General features: G+C 66.1%; 14 protein-coding genes. 11 read left to right on the forward strand and 3 right to left on the reverse strand.

Annotated features, from left to right (window positions below):
• Positions 1-21: 21 nt before the first annotated feature.
• Genes ACLF6L_RS15155 through hemF form a run of 3 tightly spaced genes read left to right on the forward strand, consistent with a single transcriptional unit; the run spans position 22 to position 4,035 of the window.
• On the forward strand, positions 22-2,538 hold the full coding sequence (locus ACLF6L_RS15155) for a DNA topoisomerase I (protein WP_412852028.1): 2,517 nt from the start codon (positions 22-24) through the stop codon (positions 2,536-2,538).
• Positions 2,539-2,549: 11 nt separating this feature from the next.
• Positions 2,550-3,113 (forward strand): Sua5/YciO/YrdC/YwlC family protein, encoded by a 564-nt coding sequence (locus tag ACLF6L_RS15160; protein WP_412852029.1) that lies wholly within the window; start codon positions 2,550-2,552, stop codon positions 3,111-3,113.
• Positions 3,114-3,117: 4 nt separating this feature from the next.
• Positions 3,118-4,035 (forward strand): oxygen-dependent coproporphyrinogen oxidase, encoded by a 918-nt coding sequence (gene hemF, locus ACLF6L_RS15165; protein ID WP_412852030.1) that lies wholly within the window; start codon positions 3,118-3,120, stop codon positions 4,033-4,035.
• Between the two features lie 21 nt (positions 4,036-4,056).
• On the opposite strand, the gene ACLF6L_RS15170 is transcribed toward hemF, so the two are convergent.
• The 3 genes from ACLF6L_RS15170 to ACLF6L_RS15180 are packed head-to-tail and all read right to left on the reverse strand — an operon-like array spanning position 4,057 to position 8,860.
• Entirely contained in the window at positions 4,057-5,592 is a 1,536-nt protein-coding gene (locus ACLF6L_RS15170) for a SpoVR family protein (protein WP_412852031.1), read from the reverse strand.
• Between the two features lie 13 nt (positions 5,593-5,605).
• Entirely contained in the window at positions 5,606-6,889 is a 1,284-nt protein-coding gene (locus ACLF6L_RS15175) for a YeaH/YhbH family protein (protein ID WP_412852032.1), read from the reverse strand.
• Between the two features lie 24 nt (positions 6,890-6,913).
• A complete protein-coding gene (locus tag ACLF6L_RS15180) occupies positions 6,914-8,860 on the reverse strand; it encodes a PrkA family serine protein kinase (RefSeq protein ID WP_238617066.1) in 1,947 nt (648 codons plus the stop codon).
• A 375-nt stretch (positions 8,861-9,235) separates the two neighbouring features.
• Here ACLF6L_RS15180 and ACLF6L_RS15185 point away from each other — a divergent pair, with 375 nt between their 5' ends.
• The 8 genes from ACLF6L_RS15185 to tcuB all read left to right on the forward strand — a co-directional run bounded on the left by ACLF6L_RS15185 (position 9,236) and on the right by tcuB (position 21,879).
• The gene (locus tag ACLF6L_RS15185; RefSeq protein ID WP_238617068.1) at positions 9,236-9,574 is read left to right on the forward strand and encodes a cysteine-rich small domain-containing protein; all 339 of its coding nucleotides are present in this window, start codon (positions 9,236-9,238) and stop codon (positions 9,572-9,574) included.
• A gap of 116 nt (positions 9,575-9,690) precedes the next feature.
• On the forward strand, positions 9,691-13,257 hold the full coding sequence (locus ACLF6L_RS15190) for an ATP-binding protein (protein ID WP_412852033.1): 3,567 nt from the start codon (positions 9,691-9,693) through the stop codon (positions 13,255-13,257).
• 192 nt (positions 13,258-13,449) lie between these two features.
• Positions 13,450-14,202: a diguanylate cyclase gene (locus ACLF6L_RS15195; RefSeq protein WP_412852034.1), complete on the forward strand. Its 753-nt coding sequence runs from the start codon at positions 13,450-13,452 to the stop codon at positions 14,200-14,202.
• A 163-nt stretch (positions 14,203-14,365) separates the two neighbouring features.
• The gene (gene bchE, locus ACLF6L_RS15200) at positions 14,366-16,075 is read left to right on the forward strand and encodes a magnesium-protoporphyrin IX monomethyl ester anaerobic oxidative cyclase (RefSeq protein WP_200171346.1); all 1,710 of its coding nucleotides are present in this window, start codon (positions 14,366-14,368) and stop codon (positions 16,073-16,075) included.
• Positions 16,076-16,263: 188 nt separating this feature from the next.
• Positions 16,264-17,790 (forward strand): cobyric acid synthase, encoded by a 1,527-nt coding sequence (locus ACLF6L_RS15205; protein ID WP_412852797.1) that lies wholly within the window; start codon positions 16,264-16,266, stop codon positions 17,788-17,790.
• A 5-nt stretch (positions 17,791-17,795) separates the two neighbouring features.
• Positions 17,796-19,355 carry a cobyric acid synthase gene (locus ACLF6L_RS15210; RefSeq protein WP_412852035.1) on the forward strand — a complete coding sequence of 520 codons (1,560 nt, stop codon included), beginning with the start codon at positions 17,796-17,798 and terminating at the stop codon, positions 19,353-19,355.
• A complete protein-coding gene (gene tcuA / locus ACLF6L_RS15215) occupies positions 19,352-20,746 on the forward strand; it encodes an FAD-dependent tricarballylate dehydrogenase TcuA (RefSeq protein WP_412852036.1) in 1,395 nt (464 codons plus the stop codon). The genes ACLF6L_RS15210 and tcuA overlap by 4 nt, the downstream gene beginning before the upstream one ends.
• Complete coding sequence (gene tcuB / locus ACLF6L_RS15220) at positions 20,734-21,879, forward strand: tricarballylate utilization 4Fe-4S protein TcuB (RefSeq protein WP_412852037.1); 1,146 nt, start codon at positions 20,734-20,736, stop codon at positions 21,877-21,879. Before tcuA ends, tcuB begins: the two co-directional genes overlap by 13 nt.
• Positions 21,880-21,890: the final 11 nt, after the last annotated feature.

Genomic DNA, 21,890 nt, shown 5'->3' on the forward strand with positions numbered 1-21,890 from the left:
AGAACCACAGGTAGCCAGGACATGAGCAAGAACCTGGTCATCGTCGAGTCCCCCGCCAAGGCCAAGACCATCAAAAAGTACCTCGGCAGCGATTTCGAGGTGCTGGCCTCCTATGGCCACGTGCGCGACCTGGTGCCCAAGGAGGGCGCCGTGGACCCCGACCACGACTTCCGCATGCACTATCAGGTGATCGACCGCAACGAGAAGCATGTGGAGAGTATCGCCCGCGCCCTGAAGAAGGCCGATCGCCTGATCCTGGCCACCGACCCGGACCGGGAAGGCGAGGCCATCTCCTGGCATCTCCATGAACTGCTGCGGGAACGGGGCCTGCTGGACAACAAGACCACCGAGCGGGTGGTCTTCCACGAGATCACCCAGCGGGCCGTGCGCGACGCCATTGAGCATCCCCGCGAGCTGTCCAACGATCTGATCAACGCCCAGCAGGCGCGGCGTGCGCTGGACTATCTGGTGGGCTTCAACCTGTCCCCCCTGCTGTGGAAGAAGATCAAGCGCGGTCTGTCCGCCGGTCGGGTACAGAGTCCCGCCCTGCGCATGATCGTGGAGCGCGAAGAGGAAATCGAGCGCTTCATCACCCGGGAATACTGGACCCTGGACGCCCTGGCGGCCAAGGATGAAAGCCCGTTCACCGCCCGTCTGCAGATTTACGGCGGACGCAAGCTGGAACAGTTCGACATCAACAACGAGGCCGACGCCGACCAGGCGCGCCAAACCCTGCTGGCCGCCGCCCAGGGCCGGCTGCGGGTGGCCAAGGTGGAAAAGAAACAGCGGCGCCGCAATCCGGCACCGCCGTTCACCACCTCCACCCTGCAGCAGGAAGCCGTGCGCAAGCTGGGCTTCTCCGCCAGTCGGGCCATGCGCGTGGCGCAGCAGCTCTACGAAGGGATCGATCTGGGCTCCGGCCCCATCGGTCTGATCACCTACATGCGTACCGACTCCTTCACCCTGGCCAATGAGGCCGTGGAAGAGATCCGCGGCCTGATCGCCCAGCGCTACGGCCGCGACAAGGTCCCCGGCAGCCCCCGCCAGTACAAGACCAAGTCCAAGAACGCCCAGGAGGCCCACGAGGCCATCCGCCCCACCTCGGTGCTGCGCCTGCCCGAGGAGGTGAAGGGCCATCTGACCACCGATCAGTTCAAGCTCTATGACCTGATCTGGAAACGCACCGTGGCCTGCCAGATGATCCACGCCACCCTGGACACGGTGGCCGCCGACCTGGAAGCGGGTAGCGCCGAGCATATCTTCCGCGCCACCGGCTCCTCCGTGCGCGACCCCGGCTTCATGGCCGTCTACCGGGAGGATCAGGACGACGCCCCGGTGGAAAACGATGAACGCCTGCTGCCGGAGCTTCAGGAAGGTGAACAGGTCACCCTGAACGACGTGCAGGCGGATCAGCACTTCACCGAGCCGCCGCCCCGGTATTCGGAAGCCAGCCTGGTGAAGGCCCTGGAAGAGCACGGCATCGGCCGTCCCTCCACCTATGCCTCCATTATCAGCACCCTGATGCAACGGGAATATGCAGAGCTGGTGAACCGGCGCTTCGTGCCCACGGACATCGGCCGCATCGTCAACACCTTCCTGACCCAGCACTTCACCCAGTACGTGGACTACGACTTCACCGCCCGCCTGGAAGACGAGCTGGACGAGATCTCCCGGGGCGAGAAGGACTGGATTCCGGTGATGGAGGGCTTCTGGAGCCGCTTCCATGAGCAGGTGAAGGAAAAGGATGCCTCGGTCACCCGCGAGGAGGCGGTGCAGGCCCGGGAGATCGGCACCGATCCCAAGTCGGGTCGGCCGGTCTCCGTGCGCATGGGGCGCTACGGACCCTTCGTCCAGATCGGCACCAAGGAAGACGAGGAAAAACCCCGCTTTGCCGGCCTGCGCCCCGGCCAGAAGATGGACAGCATCACCCTGGACGAGGCCCTGGCCCTGTTCCAGCTGCCCCGGGAACTGGGGGAGACCCCGGAAGGGGAGCCGGTGAGCGTGAACATCGGCCGCTTCGGACCCTACGTGAAGTTCGGCAGCCGCTATGCCTCCCTGAAGAAGGAGGACGACCCCTACACCATCGAGCTGTCCCGGGCCCTGGAACTGGTGGCGGAGAAGAAGGAAGCGGATGCCAATCGATTCATCCAGGTGTTCGAGGAGGCCGGCATCCAGGTGCTCAACGGCCGCTACGGTCCCTACATCACCGACGGCAACAAGAATGCCCGCATTCCCAAGGACGAGGACCCCAAGGCCCTGACCCTGGAGCAGTGCCGCACCCTGCTGGCGGCCGCGCCGGAGAAGAAGGGCCGGGGCACCCGGAAGGCCGCGCCGAAGAAGAAGGCCACCACCGCCAAGGAGGCATCCGAGGACAAGGCCAAACCCGGGAAAAAGGCCGCCGCAAGCAAGAGCAAGGCCGGGACCACCACATCCGGAGCTACCAGGACGGGTACCCGTTCCCGCAAGGCCACTACCACTGCCAAGACCGGTGACCGGGACACCTCCCCGGCCGAGCGCAGTGCCGGCAACTCCCGCTGACAGCCCTCGCCATGACCAGACGACTGACGGACGCCACCGATGCCGCCGCCCTCATCCGTGGGGGCGGCGTCATTGCCTACCCCACCGAGGCCGTGTTCGGTCTGGGTTGCGATCCCCGCAACGAAGTGACGGTCCACCGGCTGCTGCAGATCAAACAACGGCTCCCCGACCAGGGACTGATCCTCATCGGCGCGGACTTCGCCCAGTTCTCCCCCTTCCTGCGGCCGGTGGATGCCCGGCTGCAGGAACAGGCCATGGCCACCTGGCCCGGCCCCCACACCTGGCTGTGGCCGGCCCGACCGGACACGCCGCGCTGGCTCACCGGGGTCCATGACACCCTGGCGGTCCGTGTCACCGATCATCCCCTGGCGGCGGCACTGTGCCGGGCGGCCGGCATGGCCCTGGTCTCCACCAGCGCCAACCTGTCCGGCCATCCCCCGGGGCGATCCGCCGACGAAGTGGACGCAGCCCTGGGCTCGCTGCTGGACGGCATCCTGGAAGGCCCTACCGGTGGCCGGGAAAACCCCAGCGAGATCCGGGATCTGCAGACCGGCCGGCAGATCCGGGGCAGCTGAGCCCATGACCGGCACGGCCTCCCCCCGGATTGAACCGGTTCTGGACTACTTCCGTGGCCTGCAGGACCGGATCTGCCAAGTCCTGGCCGACCGGGACCCGAGCGCCGCCTGGGTGGATGATGCCTGGACCCGGGAGGAAGGCGGCGGCGGCCGCAGCCGGGTGATGCGCCGAGGGGCGATCTTCGAACAGGCCGGCATCAACTTCTCCCATGTCTCGGGCCGCAACCTGCCCCCCACCGCCACGGCCCACCGCCCTGCCCTGGCCGGACGGCGCTTCCAGGCCGCCGGGGTCTCCCTGGTCATCCACCCCCTCAATCCCCATGTCCCCAGTTCCCATGCCAACGTGCGCTTCTTTCTGGCGGAAAAGGAGGGTGAGGCGCCGGTGTGGTGGTTCGGCGGCGGCTTCGATCTCACCCCCTATTACGGCCACGACGAGGACTGCATTCACTGGCACGCTCATGCCCATACCCTGTGCACGCCCTTCGGCGAGGGGGTCCATGCCCGCTTCAAGCAGTGGTGTGACGAGTATTTCTATCTCAAACACCGCCGGGAACACCGGGGGATCGGCGGATTGTTCTTCGATGACCTGAACGAATGGGGCTTTGAGCGCTGTTTTGAGTTCGTGCGCGGCGTGGGGGACGGCTATCTGCCCGGCTATCTGCCCATCGTGGACCGGCGTCACGGGACGCCTTACACCCAGGCCCAGCGGGATTTCCAACTCTACCGGCGGGGGCGCTATGTGGAGTTCAACCTGCTCCATGACCGGGGCACCCTGTTCGGGCTGCAGTCGGGGGGACGGACCGAGTCCATCCTCATGTCCCTGCCGCCGCTGGTGCGGTGGGAGTACAACTATCAGGCGCCGCCGGGAAGCCCGGAGGCGCAATTGCTGGAGCGGTATCTCACCCCCAGGGAATGGGTCTGAGGCGGGAGCGGGGGTTCTGCCTCAGTCCGCGGCCGGGGCCACCTCGGGAAACTCGTTGAGCACCTGGTCGGTGCGCGCATCCACCTCGTGGAGCTTCACCCCGTACCCCCACAGGGTGGCCAGATGCCGCAACACCTGACGGGCATCGGACGCCTCCAGCAGGCGACCGTCCACCACGCGATGCTCCAGGATCAGCCGCCGGTCCCCGGACAGGTCCACGTCCACCACCTGAATGTCCGGCTCATGGCGGGCCAGATCATACTGGGCCGACAAGGCCCGGCGCACATCCCGGTAACCCCCGTCGTCATGGATGGCCTCCACCACCAGGTTCGCCTCGTCCGCATCATCCCGCACCGAAAACAGACGCATGTCCCGCATCACCTTCGGCCCCAGGAACTGGAGGATGAAGCTCTCGTCCCGATACTCGGCCCAGGCCTGCTTCCAGGTGCCCAGGAAGTCCCCGTTGCCGGCAATGTCCGGGAACCAGCGCCGATCTTCCTCGGTGGGGTTCAGACACATCCGTTTCAGATCCTGCAGGATGTTGAAGCCCAGGGCATAGGGATTGATGCCCGAAAACCGAGGGTCATCGTACTCCGGCTGGAACACCACGTTGGTGTGGTGGTGCAGGAACTCCATGAAGGCCCCGTCGGTGAGCCGACCGGTTTCGTGCAGGCGGGTCATGAGGTGATAGTGCACCGCCGTGGCGCAGCCCTCGTTCATCACCTTGGTCTGCTTTTGGGGATAGAAATACTGGGACACCACCCGCACGATGCGCAGGATCTCCCGCTGCCAGTGCTGCAGCCGGGGGGCGCGCTTTTCCAGGAAATAGAGCAGGTTTTCCTCCGGTAGGCCAAGGGCTTCCCGGCGCTCGTCCAGGGCCCGCTCCCGGGGGGCCGGCCCGCCCGTACGCTGGGGCAGGGTGCGCCACAGGTCGCTGAAGGTCTGCTCCTCGTAACGGCGCCGCTCCTTTTTCCGCTGCATTTCCTGATGCAGGTTCAGCGGCTGGCGGCGGGGATAGCGATGCACCCCGTGACTCATCAGGGCATGGGCGGCATCCAGCACCCGCTCCACCTCCCGCAGGCCGTAACGTTCCTCGCACTCGGCCACGTAGGCCTTGGCAAAATCCAGATAGTCCAGGATGCCTTCGGCGTCGGTCCAGGAGCGGAACAGGTGGTTGTTCTTGAAGAAATGGCTGTGACCGAAGGCGGCGTGGGCCATGACCAGGGTCTGCATGGTCATGGTGTTCTCTTCCATGATGTAGCACAAGCAGGGATTGGAGTTGATGACGATCTCGTAAGCCAGGCCGGTCATGCCCTTGCGGTAGTACATCTCGTCCCGGGCGAAGTGCTTGCCGAAGGACCAGTGACGATAGAACAGGGGCATGCCCATGGAGGAATAGGCATCCAGCATCTGTTCCGAGCTGATGATCTCCACCTGACTGGGGTAGGGATCCAGCCCCATCTCGTCGATGGCCACGCGCTCGATGGCGTCAAAGGCCTTCTTGATGAGCGGATAGTCCCAGTCGGCACCGGTGTAGAGGGGGGTGTTCGTGGTCATCGGGTGCCGCCTCCTACCGTCGCAGTTCCACCGGGGTGAACAGATCCCGGAACACGGGAAAGATGTCCGCCCGGGACTTCACCTTGCGCATGGCCAGGGGCCGGCCGGCCTTCACCAGGCGCTCGTAGACCTGCCACAGGTCCGTGGTCATCTCCCAGCCCCGCTCCTCGGCCACCTCGATGTAGGCAAAGTACCGGCACACCGGCAGGATCACCGATTCCATCAGATCCACCACCGCCGGGTTGTCCGCCGGGGTGTTGTCGCCGTCGGAGGCCTGGGCGGCGTAGATGTTCCAGTCCGCCGGGTCATAGCGCTCCCGCAACACCCGCTCCATTTCCTCCAGGGCCGGGGAGACCAGGGTGCCGCCGGTTTCCCGGGAGTAGAAAAAGGTGTCCTCGTCCACCTCCTGGGCAATATGGGTGTGCCGGATGAAGACGATGTCCACATGCTGGTAGCGGCGCTGCAGGAACAGGTACAGCAGCATGAAGAAGCGCTTGGCCAGGTCCTTCATGTCCTCGGTCATGGAGCCGGAGACGTCCATGAGACAGAACATCACGGCCTGGGAAATGGGCTTGGGCACCGGGTCGAAGCGGTTGTAGCGCAGATCGATGGGGTCGATATAGGGGATGCGCTTGGCACGGACGACCTGCTCCTCCCGCAGCCGGATCAGCGCCCGCAGACGCTCCGGATCCTTGCCGGAACGCTCCAGGCGGTCGATCTCCTCGTCCAGGGCCCGGGTCTCCTCCCGCCGGGGACGCTTGAGGGCCAGGCGCCGGGACAGGGAGTTGCGCATGGTGCGGGCCAGGTTGAGATTGGAGGGGGAACCGGAGACGGAATAGCCCGCCCGCTGCAGACCCTGCTGTTCCACCTTGGTGAGCTGGGTACGCACCAGGTCGGGCAGTTCCAGGTTCTCGAAGAACAGGTCCAGAAACTCGTCCCGGCTGACGGTGAACTGGAAGGCATCCTCCCCCTCCCCCTGGGGACTGCCGCCGCGACCGCCCTGCCCCGATCCACCCTCGGGCCGGGCAATGGCGTCTCCGGCCACGTACTGCTTGTTGCCGGGCACCACGTGGCGGCGCAGGCCCTTGCCGCCGTCCTTGCGAAAACCGGGCTCCTGCAGGCCATCGGTCGGAATGCTGATCTCCTCACCCCCCTGACCGATGTCCGCCACCTTGCGCCGGGCCGAGACGTCCCGCACCGCGTCCAGGATCTGGCGCCGGGCACGGCCGATGAAACGCTGGCGGTTGGCCAGGCTCTTGTCCTTCGGATTGAGACGCCGGTCGACGATATTGACCACTGTGGCACTCCCGAGGCAGGGCCGTCAGCCCGCCTGCTTGACCCGCATGTACCATTCCACCAGACGGCGCACCTGCCGCTCGGTGTACCCACGCTCCACCATGCGCTGGACGAACTCGGTGTGCTTGCGCTCCATGTCCGAGTCCGTCTTGGCGCCGAAGCTGATCACGGGCAGCAGGTCCTCCACCTGGCTGAACATGCGCTTCTCGATCACCTCCCGGATCTTCTCGTAGGAGGTCCAGGAAGGCATCCGCCCCCCCTGACTGGCCTGGGCCCGGAGGGCGAACTTGACCACCTCGTTGCGGAAATCCTTGGGATTGGCGATGCCCGCCGCCTTCTCGATCTTGCTCAGCTCCTGGTTCAGGGCCTGACGGTCCAGCAACTGGCCGGTGTCCGGGTCCTTGAAGTCGTGGTCCTCGATCCAGGCGTCGGCGTAGGACACATAGCGTTCGAACAGGTTCTGGCCGAAGTCGCTGTAGGACTCCAGATAGGCCTTCTGGATCTCGTGGCCGATGAAGTCGGCATAACGGGGCGCCAGTTCCGCCTTGATGTACTCCAGGTAGCGCCGCTCCGTGTCCTCCGGGAACTGCTGGCGACGGATGGACTGCTCCAGCATGTAGAGCAGGTGCACCGGGTCGGCGGCCACTTCCCGGGTATCGTAGTTGAAGGTCTCGGACAGCACCTTGAAGGCAAAGCGGGTGGAGACCCCGTCCATGCCCTCGTCCACCCCGGCCACGTCCCGGTATTCCTGCATGGACTTGGCCTTGGGGTCGGTGTCCTTGAGGCTCTCACCGTTGTAGACCCGCATCTTGGAGAACAGGTTGGAATTCTCATGCTCCCGCAGGCGGGTGAGCACGGAGAACTTGGCCAGGATGTCCAGGGTGGCCGGGGCGCAGGGGGCGTCGGCCAGTTCGCTGGACTGGATCAGTTTCTCGTAGATCTTCTCCTCCTCCGCGACCCGCAGGCAGTAGGGCACCTTGACCACGGAAATGCGGTCGATGAAGGCCTCGTTGTTCTTGTTGTTCTTGAAGCTCTGCCATTCCGATTCGTTGGAATGGGCCATGATGATCCCCTGATAGGGGATGGCGCCGATGTTCTCCGTGCCCACGTAGTTGCCTTCCTGGGTGGCGGTAAGCAACGGGTGGAGCATCTTGATGGGCGCCTTGAACATCTCCACGAACTCCAGCATCCCCTGGTTGGCCCGGTTGAGGCCGCCGGAATAGCTGTAGGCGTCGGTATCGTTCTGGCTGTAGAGCTCCAGCTTGCGGATGTCCACCTTGCCCACCAGGGAGGAGATGTCCTGATTGTTCTCGTCCCCCGGCTCGGTCTTGGAGACGGCGATCTGGCGCAGGCGGGAGGGGTAGAGGCGCACCACGGAGAAGCGGGCGATGTCACCGCCGAACTCGTCCAGCCGCTTCACCGCCCAGGGGGAGATGAGGCCGGTGAGGCGGCGCCGGGGGATGTTGAAGCGCTGTTCCAGGGTCTCTCCCATGACGGCGGGATCGAACAACCCCAGCGGACTCTCGAACACCGGCGAGATTTCGTCACCGGCCTTGAGCACATAGATGGGATGCGTCTCCATCAGGGCCTTGAGACGCTCGGACAGGGACGACTTGCCACCCCCCACCGGACCGAGCAGGTAGAGGATCTGCTTGCGCTCCTCCAGACCCTGGGCCGCATAGCGGAAAAAGCCCACGATGCGCTCGATGGTCTCCTCCATCCCGTAGAAATCCTCGAAGGCGGGATAGATCTTGATGGTGCGGTTGAGAAAGATGCGCCCCAGCCGTTCATCCTTGGCGGTGTCCAGCACCCTGGGTTCGCCGATGGCGGCCACCAGTCGCTCGGCGGCACTGGCATAGCGCATCGGATCATCGGGGCATCCTTCCAGGTATTCACCCAGGGACATCTCCGTCTCCTGGCGTTTCTGATAGGCGCGTGCGTACTGCGCAATCAAGGCTTCAGCCGAATCCATCGCAATCACCCCCTCGTTATGGAGTCAGATGACACTGCGTTGACCTATGCAAGATAGGGACCACAGCCGAATATCCGTCGCACTCAACCCGCCAGACCGCCCCTGGGCAGGGGCCCGGTTTGCCGGCAACCTGAACGGGAAGGTGGATGAGCTGCCCGGGTACTTTTTCAAGCCTGACCCGTGGCCTGTCTTTCCGGTTGGACGTCACCCGCCGTGCACAGTTCCTGTGCGCGGCCGGCTTTTTGCCACGGAAACGGGCATCCGCCCTGCATGAAGCATAGTACAGTCGTCGGACTTTCCCCGAACCCGCGCCGGCTTGACAACCGGCCGGCAATCCCCAAACCTGCCCTCCCGCGCAGGCCCCCGGAGGAGATCATGGAGCCCAAAGACAGCACCGAAAACGAGGCCTACAAGGGCTTTACCAATAGCGCCTGCCCGTTCATGCCCTGCCACCGGGGTATCACCCGGGAGTTCAACTGCCTGTTCTGCTACTGCCCGCTGATTGCCTATGAATGTCCCGGGCCTTACACGGTCTTCACCGACCCACGGGGCATGCGACGCAAGGACTGCAGCGACTGCACCCTGCCCCATGACGGCTACCGCCAGTCCTGGCACTTCATCCAGAAATGGCTGGAACGTCCGGTCCTGTGGGACGGTCATGAACAGACCCGCTACCGGGTGGCCCGGCCCGAGGACGCACAGCCGGAACCGTGACCCCGCGCATGGACGGGCTGGGCGCCGTTCTTCCGCGCAATGTCCTCAATCATCCGGTGCGCCTGCACCACCCCGGAAATATTGGTTAAGCTATCGGTTCAACAATCGGGGTAAGGATGAATCGCTGGACTCTCCGCCACGCCTTGGTGGTGATGGCGATCACCATGGGCATCGGCCTGCTGCTGAGCAGCATCGCCATCCAGCATATCGACCTGAAACTTCGCCAGGAATTGCTGGAGAAGGCGGGCAGGATCCAGCTTGGCCTGGACATCGAGCAGATCCGCGCCCTGAGCGGTCACCCCGACGACACCGAACTGGAAGCCTTCCGCTCGCTGCAGTCCGCGCTGATGCGGGCGCGCCTGGACAACGAGCGCTATGCCTATCTCTATCTCCTGGGGCTGGATTCGACCGGCAGGGTGGTTTTCCTGGTGGATCAGCCATTCGCCCCCTGGGAAGAATGGACTGAATTGCCACCCGGCTCGATATTTGAAGAGCACTCGGCAGAGCTTGCCGCCGCATTCGAACACGGCAGACCCTTCGTGGAAGGCCCGCTGACCGACGAGTGGGGCACCTGGGTCAGCGCCATCCTGCCCATCCATGATCCCGACACCGGCAACATACCGGCCATCCTGGGCATCGACGTGGATGCAGGCACGTGGAAACAGGACATTGCCGGTCGGGCAGCCCTCCCCCTGGGCTTCTTCTGGAGCCTGTTCATCGGGTTTGCCGCCGCCCTCGTCTCCACCTACCGGCTCCATGAATCCCCTCGCCCCATCCTTGGCCGGCTGCTGATTCCGCTGGTGCTGATGCTCGTCCTGCTGGTGAGCGGCTTCAATCTCATCGTCCTCTGGTTCCAGTCCGAACATCTCCAGGAATCCAGCCGGGAGGCCTACACCGGGGTGCTGAGGGATATCCGCCATCTCCAGGGCGAGCAGGCACGCATCCTGAATACGAGCACCGAACTGCTGATCCAGCACCCGAGCCTGGAGCGGGCACTGCGCCATCCCGATGACACCGCGACAATGGGGGACGCCCGCGATCTGCTGCATCAGTTCGCCTCACTCCACCCATTTCATTACGCGGCCCTGCTGACCCCGCAAGGCGAGTGCCGGGCCTGCACGGCCCGGATGCCCGCCGAACTCCAACCCCTTTGGGGATACCCGCCGAGCGGAGACCAGGCACCATCACGACTGGTGCTGGACGAGACAGGAAGCCTGCTCATGCAGGCTACCCGCCCGATCCTGGACTCACGGGAACAGCGGCTCGGCACCCTGGAACTTGCACTGTCCTTCGATCAGGTGCTTGCCGGCAGCCATCTGCGACCGGACATGGAACTGGCCTTCATCGCACCGGTATCCGAACCGGGCGGCGATGGGTCGAGCGGACATCGACCCCGGTCCGGCACGCTTCTCTATGCCTCCGACCCGCTGCTGCGGGAAATCCTCGCGCCCTTCGTCGTCGCGCCGCCCATGCATGCCTTGCGGGACCTCCCCTTCAGGGACGGGCACTGGCGCCTGACGGCCCTCCCATTTCAGGACGCCAGCGGGTATCGGATCGGCAACCTGTTGCTGTTGCACGAGATTTCCGAACTCCAGGCGGCCCACGGCAGGGTTCTGGGCCTGTCCGGCGCATGGACCCTGGTGTTGCTGGGAGGTCTGCTCGGGTTCCTGATCGTGCTGCTGCGGCGGACCGATGCCGGCATCCGCGAGCAACAACGGGAACTGCGGGAAAGTGAACGGCGTTTCCGCGGCTTCTTCGAGAAAAACAGTGCCGTCATGCTGCTCATCAACCCCCGTGACGGAAGCATCGTGGATGCCAACCCCGCCGCCGCCCGGTTCTACGGTCATGAGCCGGCAACGCTGCGCACCATGAGCATATTCCAGATCAACAACCGGCAGGAGGCGGAAATCAGGTTGGCGATGCAGCAGGCCCTGCAACAAATCTGCAACCAGTTTGAATTTCAACATCGTCTGCATGACGGCGACATCCGCCATGTGGAGGTCCATTCCACGCCGCTGGACCTGGACGGGCAGACCCTGCTGTTTTCCATCGTCCATGACGCCACGTCCCGTCATCAGGCCCAGCAGGCGCTGGTGCGGGCCAAGGAGGCCGCCCTCATGGCCAGCCAGGCCAAGAGCGATTTCCTGGCCAACATCAGCCATGAGATACGCACCCCGATGAACGGCATCATCGGCATGGCGGAACTGCTCAAGGATACCCCGATGGCACCCCGGCAGGCCGGTTACACCCGCGCCCTGCTGTCCAGCGCAAGAACGCTGATGGATCTCATCAACGACATCCTGGACGTCTCCCGCATCGAGAGCGGCAAACTGGAGCTGGAGGCGATCCCCTTCTCCCTGCCGGAGCTGCTGGACAGCGTGACCGGAACCCTGATACCCACCGCCCATGCCCGGGGTCTCACGCTGGGCTATCAGATTGAATCGGATGTACCGGCATGGCTGGTAGGGGATCCGACCCGGCTGCGCCAGGTCCTGTTCAACCTCACCGGCAATGCTGTCAAGTTCACCCACGCAGGCGGCGTACGGATCACGATCAGCCGACAGGCACGGGAACAGGGGCGCGGGCTGCTGCAATTCGCGGTCGTGGATACCGGGATCGGCATCGCGGCGGACAAGCTGGACCTGCTGTTCCAGAAATTCACCCAGGTGGATGCCTCCACCACCCGCCGCTACGGCGGCAGCGGACTGGGGCTGGCCATCTGCCGGCAACTGGTGGCGCTCATGGGCGGGGATATCCAGGTCGAAAGCCGGGAGGGACAGGGCTCCACATTCCAGTTCACTGTGCCGCTCCAGGCCGCCACCTCGGCAAGGTTTGAGACCGCACCGGAACAGAAACTCGACGGCGTCGGCAATCCCGACGTCCGCATCCTGGTCACCGATGACAACCCGGTGAATCGCGAGGTGGCCATGGGTATCCTGCGCAAGCTGGGGCTGACGGCGGATTCCGTGCCTTGCGGCCGGGACACGCTGGCGACCCTGCGGGACCGCGACTACGATCTCTTGCTGCTGGATATCCAGATGCCGGACATGGACGGCCTGGAGGTGACCCGACGCATCCGACGCGGTGAAGCCGGCCCGGCCGCGCGGAACATGCCGATCATCGCCATGACCGCCCAGAGCAGCCCCGAAGAGCAGGCCCTTTGTCGCGAAGCGGGCATGGATGGGCACCTGGGCAAACCGCTGACACCCGAGGTCGTGGCACGAACACTGCTGCCATGGCTCGGCCGGGATCCGGGGAATAAGTCACCCCCACCCGGTGTGTCGGCACGGCCATCACCCGGCACTCCGATCTTCGACAGGCCGGGCATGGAACGGCGCCTGCAGGGGGATCTGGATCTGCTTCGCAAGGTACTGGAAACGGCGCGGACAGACCTGCCCCGCCAGATTGAGACACTGGAACGGCTGCTGAACACGCCCGGCAGCACGCCGGAACAGGTCTGCCGGCAGGCCCATGCCCTCAAGGGTGCCGCCGCCAGCACGGGAGGCGAGTGCCTGCGCCTGGCCGCCCAACGCCTGGAAACGGCCGCGAACGACGATATCCAGGCCGCGGCCGCCCTGCTGCCGGATCTTGAACAGCAATGTAACGAATTGCTGGAGGCTTTGCGGCTTGTGCTGCGGGAGATGTCCGATCATGATCCACGACCCGATGCCGAAACGGCATGACCATCCGAGGTGACACGCCGGTGCGCATCCTGATTGCCGAGGACGACCTGACCTCCCGCACCCTGCTGGTATCGCTGCTGGAGAAAGCGGGACATGAGGTGATCGAGACCCGGGACGGCATGGAAGCCTGGCGGATGCTGCGGATGCCCGACGCCCCCCCGACTGGCGATCCTCGACTGGATGATGCCGGAGATGGACGGCATCGACGTGGTGCGCAGGGTGCGCGGCCTGCGGACCGAGTTGCCCACGTTCATCATCATGCTGACCTGTCGGGATACCAAGGCCGACCTGATCCACGCCCTGGACAGCGGTGCCGACGACTATCTGGTCAAGCCCTTCGATGCCGGCGAACTGCGGGCCAGGATGGGCGTGGGCATCCGGATCATCCGACTCCAGGAGGCCCTGTTGCAGAGCCGTGAAGACATGGCCTACCAGGCCACCCATGACCCCCTCACCGGCCTGCCCAATCGCCGAGCCATCCTGGAACACCTGGAACGGGAGCGGGAACGCTGCATTCGCAATGGTGAAATGCTGGCCATCGGCATGTGCGACGTGGACCGGTTCAAGACCATCAACGACACCCACGGCCATCAGACCGGCGATGAGGTCCTGTGCGGGATTGCCCACCTGCTGCGCGAGAGTGTGCGATCCTACGATGCCGTCGGGCGCCTGGGGGGTGAGGAGTTCCTGATCGTCGCCGCCATGCCGGTCGGTGCCGATCCCTGGCAACTGTTCGACAAACTGCGCCAGCAGCTGTGCAGGACCCCGATCGTGACCCGGGCCGGCGCCCTACCCGTCACCCTCAGCATCGGCGTCTGCGCCGCCGCCAGGGACAGCAGCCTGGATGAAATGCTGGCCCTGGCCGATGAGGCCCTCTACCAGGCCAAGAGCCAGGGACGCAACCGTACCGTCTGCAATACCAGGCGCCCTCGGGAACCTGGATGATACAAGCCCTTGACGCAGCGCATGTCCAGCTGTCCATCAAGGTTGACAGTGCCAAAAATGCACGGGTACGATCGGGCATTCCGGGGAACTTAGGAACGCCCCGCCTGTCTTGTTCACCCGCGGGAGAACCCGAGGGTGATGAATCCTTTCGCGGGAGCAACGTATGCGAATCCTCTTCGTCCATCCCAATTACCACTCCGGGGGCGCCGAAATCGCCGGTAAGTGGTCCCCCGCCTGGGTGGCCTATCTGGCCGGCTACCTCAAGACCCACGGTTACACCGAGTACGTCTTCGTCGATGCCATGACCGACGACACCTCGGATGAGGATCTGCGCAGGATCTTCGCCGAAGCCCAGCCCGACATCATTGCCTGTACCGCCGTCACCCCCGCCATCTACAAGGCCGAACAGACCCTCAAGATCGCCAAGGAAGCCTGCCCCAACGCCGTGACCCTGCTCGGCGGCATCCACGCCACCTTCATGTTCCAGCAGGTGCTCACCGAAGCCCCCTGGATCGACGCCATCGTGCGCGGCGAAGGCGAGGCCGTGGTGCTGGAAGTGGTCCGTGCCGTGGACGAGGGCCGCTGGGAATCGGGCCGTCAGGACATCAAGGGCATCGCCTACATCGAGGACGACAAGGTGGTCGCCACCCCCGCCGCGCCCACCATCCGCGACGTGGACTCCATCATCCCCGACTGGGGCGTGCTGGACTGGAAGAAATACATCTACATCCCCATGGGCGTGCCGGTGGCCACCCCCAACATGGCCCGCGGCTGCCCCTTCACCTGCAGCTTCTGCTCCCAGTGGAAGTTCTGGCGTGACTACCGGGTGCGCGATCCCAAGAAGGTGGTGGACGAGATCGAGATCCTGGTGAAGGAACACGGCGTCGGCTTCTTCATCCTCGCCGACGAGGAGCCCACCATCAACAAGGCCAAGTTCGTGGAGTTCTGTCAGGAACTCATCGACCGCGACCTGGGCGTGCTCTGGGGCATCAACACCCGCGTGACCGACGTCATGCGCGACGAAGACCTGCTGCCCTTCTACCGCAAGGCGGGCCTGGTCCATATCTCCCTGGGCACCGAAGCGGCGGCACAGCTCAACCTGGACATGTTCGTCAAGGAAACCACCGTGGCCCAGAACAAGCGGGCCATCGAACTGCTGCGCAATGCCGGCATCGTCACCGAGGCCCAGTTCATCGTCGGCCTGGAAAACGAGACCGCCGAGACCCTGGAAGAAACCTTCCAGCTGTGCATGGACTGGAACCCGGACATGGCCAACTGGGCCATGTTCACCCCCTGGCCCTTCTCCGACCTGTACACGGAGATGAAGGACAAGGTGGAGATCTTCGACTTCGAGAAGTACAACTTCGTGACCCCCATCATGAAGCCCAAGGCCATGACCCGCGGCGAACTGCTGGACCGGGTGATGCACAACTACCGCCGCTTCTACATGAAGAAGGCCTTCCTGGGCTATCCGTGGGAAAGAAACCCGCTGCGCCGCAAGTACCTGCTGGGCTGCCTCAAGGCGTTCCTCAAGAGTGCCTTCGAGCGTCGCTTCTACGACCTGGGCAAGGCCGGCTACTGGGGCCCCCAGTCCAGAAAGACCGTGAACTGGAACTTCGACACTTCACGTACCCTGGTGAAACCCGAGCCGCAGCTTGAGGAACAGGTCATCAAGTGGAAGAGCGCACCGCCCCGCAAGCGGGCCGGTGCCAAGGGCGCCGCCCTCAAGGCCTGCGGTGGCGGCGACGAGCAGCTGCCGGAGAACACCTCCAGCACCGCCCAGCAGGTGAAGATCTGCGGCGGCGGGGACCAGCAGCTGCCCGAGAGCATGGATGACGCCAAGATCAAGGAGAAGATCAAGGAAAACGCCTGAGGCGCCGTTTAACGACAGCCAGGGCCGTCATTGACGCAAGGGCACCTTCCGGGGTGCCCTTCGTCGTTTCAGGGCATCGCCTTGCCCAAGCCAAATGCCTGCCTGTATCTTGACCCATCGCCTTTACCGTCACTGCCCAGGTATCCCTCGTGATCGAAGATCCCACCGCCCCCATCGACTTCCCCGCCATGCCCGATCCCGGTCCCCGCAAGGCCCGTGCGCTGATGATCCAGGGCACCAGCTCCGACGTGGGCAAGAGCCTGCTGGTGGCCGGTCTGTGCCGGGCCTATACCCGTCGGGGCCTGACTGTGCGGCCCTTCAAGGCCCAGAACATGAGCAACAACGCCGCCGTCACCCGGGACAGCGACCTGCCACCGGGGCCTGACGGACAGATCCCCCGCGGAGAAATCGGCCGCGCCCAGGCCCTGCAGGCCCGGGCCTGCGGGGTGGAGCCCTCCATCCACATGAATCCGGTGCTGCTCAAGCCCCAGACCCTGATCGGCTCCCAGGTGGTGCTGCGGGGGCGGGTGCTGGGCAACTGCCGGGCCAAGGTCTACCACAAGATGAAGCCCCAATTGCTGCCGGCGGTGATGGACAGTTTCCACCGCACCGCTGCCCAGGCGGACCTGGTGCTGGTGGAAGGGGCCGGCAGCGGCGCCGAGGTGTACCTGCGCAAGTCCGACATCACCAACATGAAACTGGCGCAACTGGCCGATCTGCCGGTGGTGATCCTGGGGGACATCGACCGGGGCGGCGCCCTGGCCGCCATCGTCGGCACCCATGCCCTGTTCAACGAATCCGAGCAGGCCCGGGTGGTGGGCTACATCATCAACAAGTTCCGGGGTGAGCTGTCCCTGTTCGAGCCCGCCTGCGAACTGATGACCCAGCGCACCGGCTGGCCCTCGCTGGGGGTGCTGCGCTGGTTCGAGGGGGCCACCCGCCTGCCGGCGGAAGACTCCCTGGCCCTGGAACGCCCCGCCGACGGAGAGGGCCGGGGTCTCAACATCGCCGTCCCCCAGCTCTCCCGGGTGGCCAACTTCGACGACCTGGACCCGCTGGCGGCGGAACCCGGGGTGAGCGTGCGCTGGGTGAAGCCGGGCAATCCCATCCCCCGGGATACCGACGTAATCATCCTGCCCGGCTCCAAGGCCACCCGCGCCGACCTGGAAGTGCTGCGACGGGAAGGCTGGGACATCGACATCCTCTCCCACGCGCGCCAGGGCGGCCGGGTGGTGGGCCTGTGCGCCGGGTTCCAGATGCTGGGCAAAGTGGTACGGGACCCCCGGGGCATCGAGGGTGAACCGGGAGAAACCCCCGGGCTGGGCCTGCTGGACGTGGAAACGGAGATCGGCGCCGAGAAAAAGCTCATTGAACTGGATGCCCGGGACACCCTGAGCGGCTGCCGGGTCACCGGTTACGAGATGCACATGGGGCGCACCCACGGCCCCGGCCTGGAACGGCCCTGGCTGATGCTGGACGACGGCAACGGCAGCCCGCGGCCGGAAGGCGCGGTGTCCGCCGACGGCCGGGTCACCGGCGGCTATGTCCACGGCATCTTCGGGGATGACGGCTTCCGTGCCGCCTGGCTGTCACGGGTAGGCGCCCAGGCCTCCGCCCTGGATTACGAGGCGCGGGTGGAAGCGGCCCTGGAAGCCCTGGCGGACCACTGCGAGGAGAACCTGGACCTGGATGCCCTGCTGGCCCTGGCTCGGTAGAGACCATGCCCTCACTACCCTTCACCCCACTCCCGAACGCCACACCGGCCCGCGCCCGCATCCTCATGATCCAGGGCACCAGTGCCGATGTGGGCAAGAGCCTGCTGGTGGCGGGCCTGTGTCGGGCCTACACACGCCGGGGTCTGACTGTGCGGCCCTTCAAGGCCCAGAACATGAGCAACAATGCCGCCGTCACCATCGACGCGGACGCTCCGCCGGGTCCCGACGGCAGCCCTGCCCGGGGGGAGATCGGCCGTGCCCAGGCCCTGCAGGCCCTGGCCTGCGGCGCCCCCTGCTCGGTGCACATGAATCCGGTCCTGCTCAAGCCCCAGAGCGACCTGACCAGTCAGGTGGTGCTGCGCGGTCGCGTGCTCGGGAGCTGGGCCGCCGCGGATTACCAGGATCTCAAGCCCGGCCTCATGCCCGCTGTCCTGGACAGCCTGCGGCGCCTGGCCGCCGAGGCGGATCTGGTGCTGGTGGAAGGGGCTGGTAGCGGCGCCGAACGCTATCTGCGGGCCCGGGACATCACCAACATGGGTCTGGCGGAGGCGGCGGACATCCCCGTGGCCCTGCTGGGGGAGGATGCCCGCGGCGGCATGACCGCCTCGGTACTGGGGGCGCACCAGCTATGGACGGCCTCGGAGCGGGACCGGGTGCGCGGCTATATCGTCAACCGCTTCCGCGGCGACCCGCGGATTTTCGATCCTGCCCGCGAGGACATGACCGGGGCCACCGGCTGGCCCTGCCTGGGCCTGGTACGCTGGTTCGACGGCGCCGCCCGGCTGGCCCAGGAGGACTCCCTGGCCCTGGAACAACGCAGATCCCGCACGGGATCGGGTCTGCTGATCGCCGTGCCCCGGCTGTCCCGCATCGCCAATTTCGACGACCTGGACCCGCTGGCGGCGGAACCGGGCGTAAACCTGTGCTGGGTCAATCCCGGCGAACCGATCCCACGGGCGGCGGACGTGGTCCTGCTGCCCGGGTCCAAGGCCACCCGCACCGACCTGGAGATGCTGCGGCGGGAGGGCTGGGACATCGACATCCTGGCCCACGTGCGCCAGGGGGGCGGCGTGGTGGGGCTGTGTGCCGGCTACCAGATGCTGGGCAAGGTAGTGCGGGACCCCCAGGGTCTGGAAGGACCGCCCGGCGACACACCGGGCCTGGGGCTGCTGGATCTGGAGACCACCATCACCCGGGACAAGCGCCTGCTGGACCTGGATCAACTGGATCGTCGCAGCGGCCAGCGGGTGCAGGGCTACGAGATGCACATGGGACGTACCACGGGTCCGGGACTGGCCCGACCCTGGCTCATGCTGGATGAGGGGCCGGAAGGGGCGGAGTCCGCCGATGGCCGGGTCATGGGGGCCTACGTGCATGGCCTCTTCGCCGGGGACGGCTTCCGTGGCCACTGGCTCCGGCGCATGGGGGGCGAGGCCGGCGAGCTGCACCACGCCCGGCAGACCCAGGCCACCCTGGACGCCCTGGCAGTGCAACTGGAAGAGGATCTGAACCTGGACCGGCTCTGGGACATCAGCCGCCCCATGGGCGCCCTGCCCCCGTCATGAACGACGTCCTGGTCATCGGCGGCGGCATCGCCGCCTTCTGTGCCGCCCTCGCCGCCCGCCGGGCCGGTGCCTCGGTGCAGCTGGTGGACAGTGCCCCCCGCCATCTGCTGGGAGGCAACACCCGTCACTCCCGCAACCTGCGCCTGGTCCACGACGCCCCCTCCCCCCTGTTCCCGGGCCGTTATACCGTGGAGGAATTTCTCACCGACCTGCGGCGGGTCGGCGGCGGCCACATGGATGAAGACCTGGCCCGCCTGATGGCGGAACGCTCCCGGGAATTGCCCGACTGGCTGCAGGCCCAGGGCGTGAGGTTCCAGCCCACCGGCGACGGCATGCTTCCCTGGTCCTGCAAGACCGCCTTCTTCCTGGGTGGCGGCAGGGCCATGATCAACGCCCTGGCCCGAACCGCCGAAGACCTGGGGGTGGAGATCCTGCACGACACGAAAGTTCTGGATGTCCGGCTGCGGGCCGCGGACCACCACCACCTTCCGGCATGCCGGGAAGGGTCATCACTGACCCTCTCGGCCCGCACCGTGGTGATCTGCAGCGGCGGCTATCAGGCCAACCCCGAGGCCCTGTCCCGGACCTGGGGCATCGATGCCGCAGCCTTCCTGGTCCGGGGCAGCCCCCATGTCCGGGGCGAGATCCTGCTGTCCCTGCTGGCCCAGGGTGCGGCACCGGCGGGGGTTCCCGGGGCCTGCCATCTGGTGGCGGTGAATGCCATGGCCCCCGCCGCCGACGGCGGTATCGTCACCCGGGTGGACGGTATGCCCTGGGGTCTGGTGGTGGATCGGGACGGACGCCGTTTTCAGGATGAAGGGGCGGAGATCACCCCGCGCCGCTATTCCTTCTGGGGCCGCCGGGTGGCCCGCCTGCCCGGCGCCAGGGCCCACCTGATCCTGGACGCGGCGGGACTGCGCCGGGCGCCGCCCTCCATCTATCCCACCCACCGGGCGGATACCCTGGAGGCACTGGCCCGGACCCTGGCACTGAACCCGGCGATCCTGCGGGACACGGTGGATCGCTACCATGCGGCCCTGCGGTCCGATGGCCCGGAGGACGGCCACACCGAGGGCCTGGAACCGCCCAAGACCCGCCACGCCCTGCCCCTGACCACCCCGCCCTTCCATGCCTGGACCATGGCCCCCGGCATCACCTTCACCTGCCACGGCCTCAAGGTGGATGCCCGGGCCCGGATCATGACGGTCGACGGCCGGCCCTGCGACGGTCTTCATGCGGCGGGGATGATCATGGCCCCCACCGTCCTGGGCACCGGCTACGTGGCCGGCGCCGCCCTGACCGTGGGCGCCGTGTTTGGCCGCATCGCCGGGGAGGAAGCCGCCCGCCGGGTCCTGACACTGCGCCCCGAGGGAGAAAAATGCCTGAACTGAGTCCCCCGGATGCCTCCACAACACTCGCCGAAGCCCGCCGGGTGATGAACCTGTGCAACGTCTGCAGCTACTGCACCGGCTACTGCGCCGTGTTCCACGCCTCGGAACAGCGCCCGGACCTCACCCGGGACGACCTGCATTATCTGGCCAACCTGTGCCACAACTGCCGGGCCTGCTGGTATGCCTGCCAGTATGCTCCGCCCCACGAATTCGCCATCAACGTGCCCGCCACCCTGGCCCGGGTTCGCCACGACAGCTACCGCCGTTACGCCTGGCCCCGTGCCTTCGCCGCCCTGCTGGCCCGCAGCGGTCCGGCCACCCTCATGGTGAGTCTGGCAGCCACCCTGCTGATCCCCCTGCTCACGTTGATACTGGTGCCCTGGGACACCCTGTTTGCCGTGCACCGGGAGGCAGGGGCCTTCTACGCGGTGATCCCCTGGGGGGTGATGACCACGGTGGCCCTGGTCACCCTGGGCACATCGGTGCTGGCCCTGGGGATCGGGGTGGCCCGTTTCTGGCGGGACATCGGCCGGGACGCACCACCGGCCTCATCCTGGTGGCGGGCATTGCCCCGGGCAGCGGCGGACCTGCTCACCCTGCGCAACCTGGACGGCGGGGGCGACGGCTGCAATGACGTGGACGGGCGCTTTACCCAATGGCGACGGGGCTTTCACCATGCCCTGTTCTACGGTTTCCTGCTGTGCCTGGCCGCCACCACGGTGGCGGCCGGCTATCATCACTTCCTGGCCCTGGAAGCACCCTACCCCTTCTTCAGCCTGCCGGTGCTGCTGGGCACGGCGGGGGGTGTCGGCATGATGGCGGGAGCGGCCGGGCTGGTGTGGGTGAAACGGCGGGGGGACCCGGCACCCACCGCGGCGGAAACCCTGCCGGCGGACTACGCCCTGCTGGGTCTGCTGTTCGCGGTGGCCGCCACCGGCCTGGTGCTGCTGGCCCTGCGGGAGACCGCGGCCATGGGGCTGTTGCTGGCCCTGCACCTGGGCACGGTGCTGGGCTTCTTCCTGCTGGTGCCCTACAGCAAGTTCGTGCACGGGGCCTATCGGGGGGCGGCACTGCTGCGTCGCGCCATGGAGCAGCGCCAGGGACCCGGAACCGGAACGGCGACTAAGGAATGAGCATTTCAGAT

Source organism: Ectothiorhodospira shaposhnikovii (assembly GCF_047222355.1).
Taxonomy (GTDB): Bacteria; Pseudomonadota; Gammaproteobacteria; order Ectothiorhodospirales; family Ectothiorhodospiraceae; genus Ectothiorhodospira.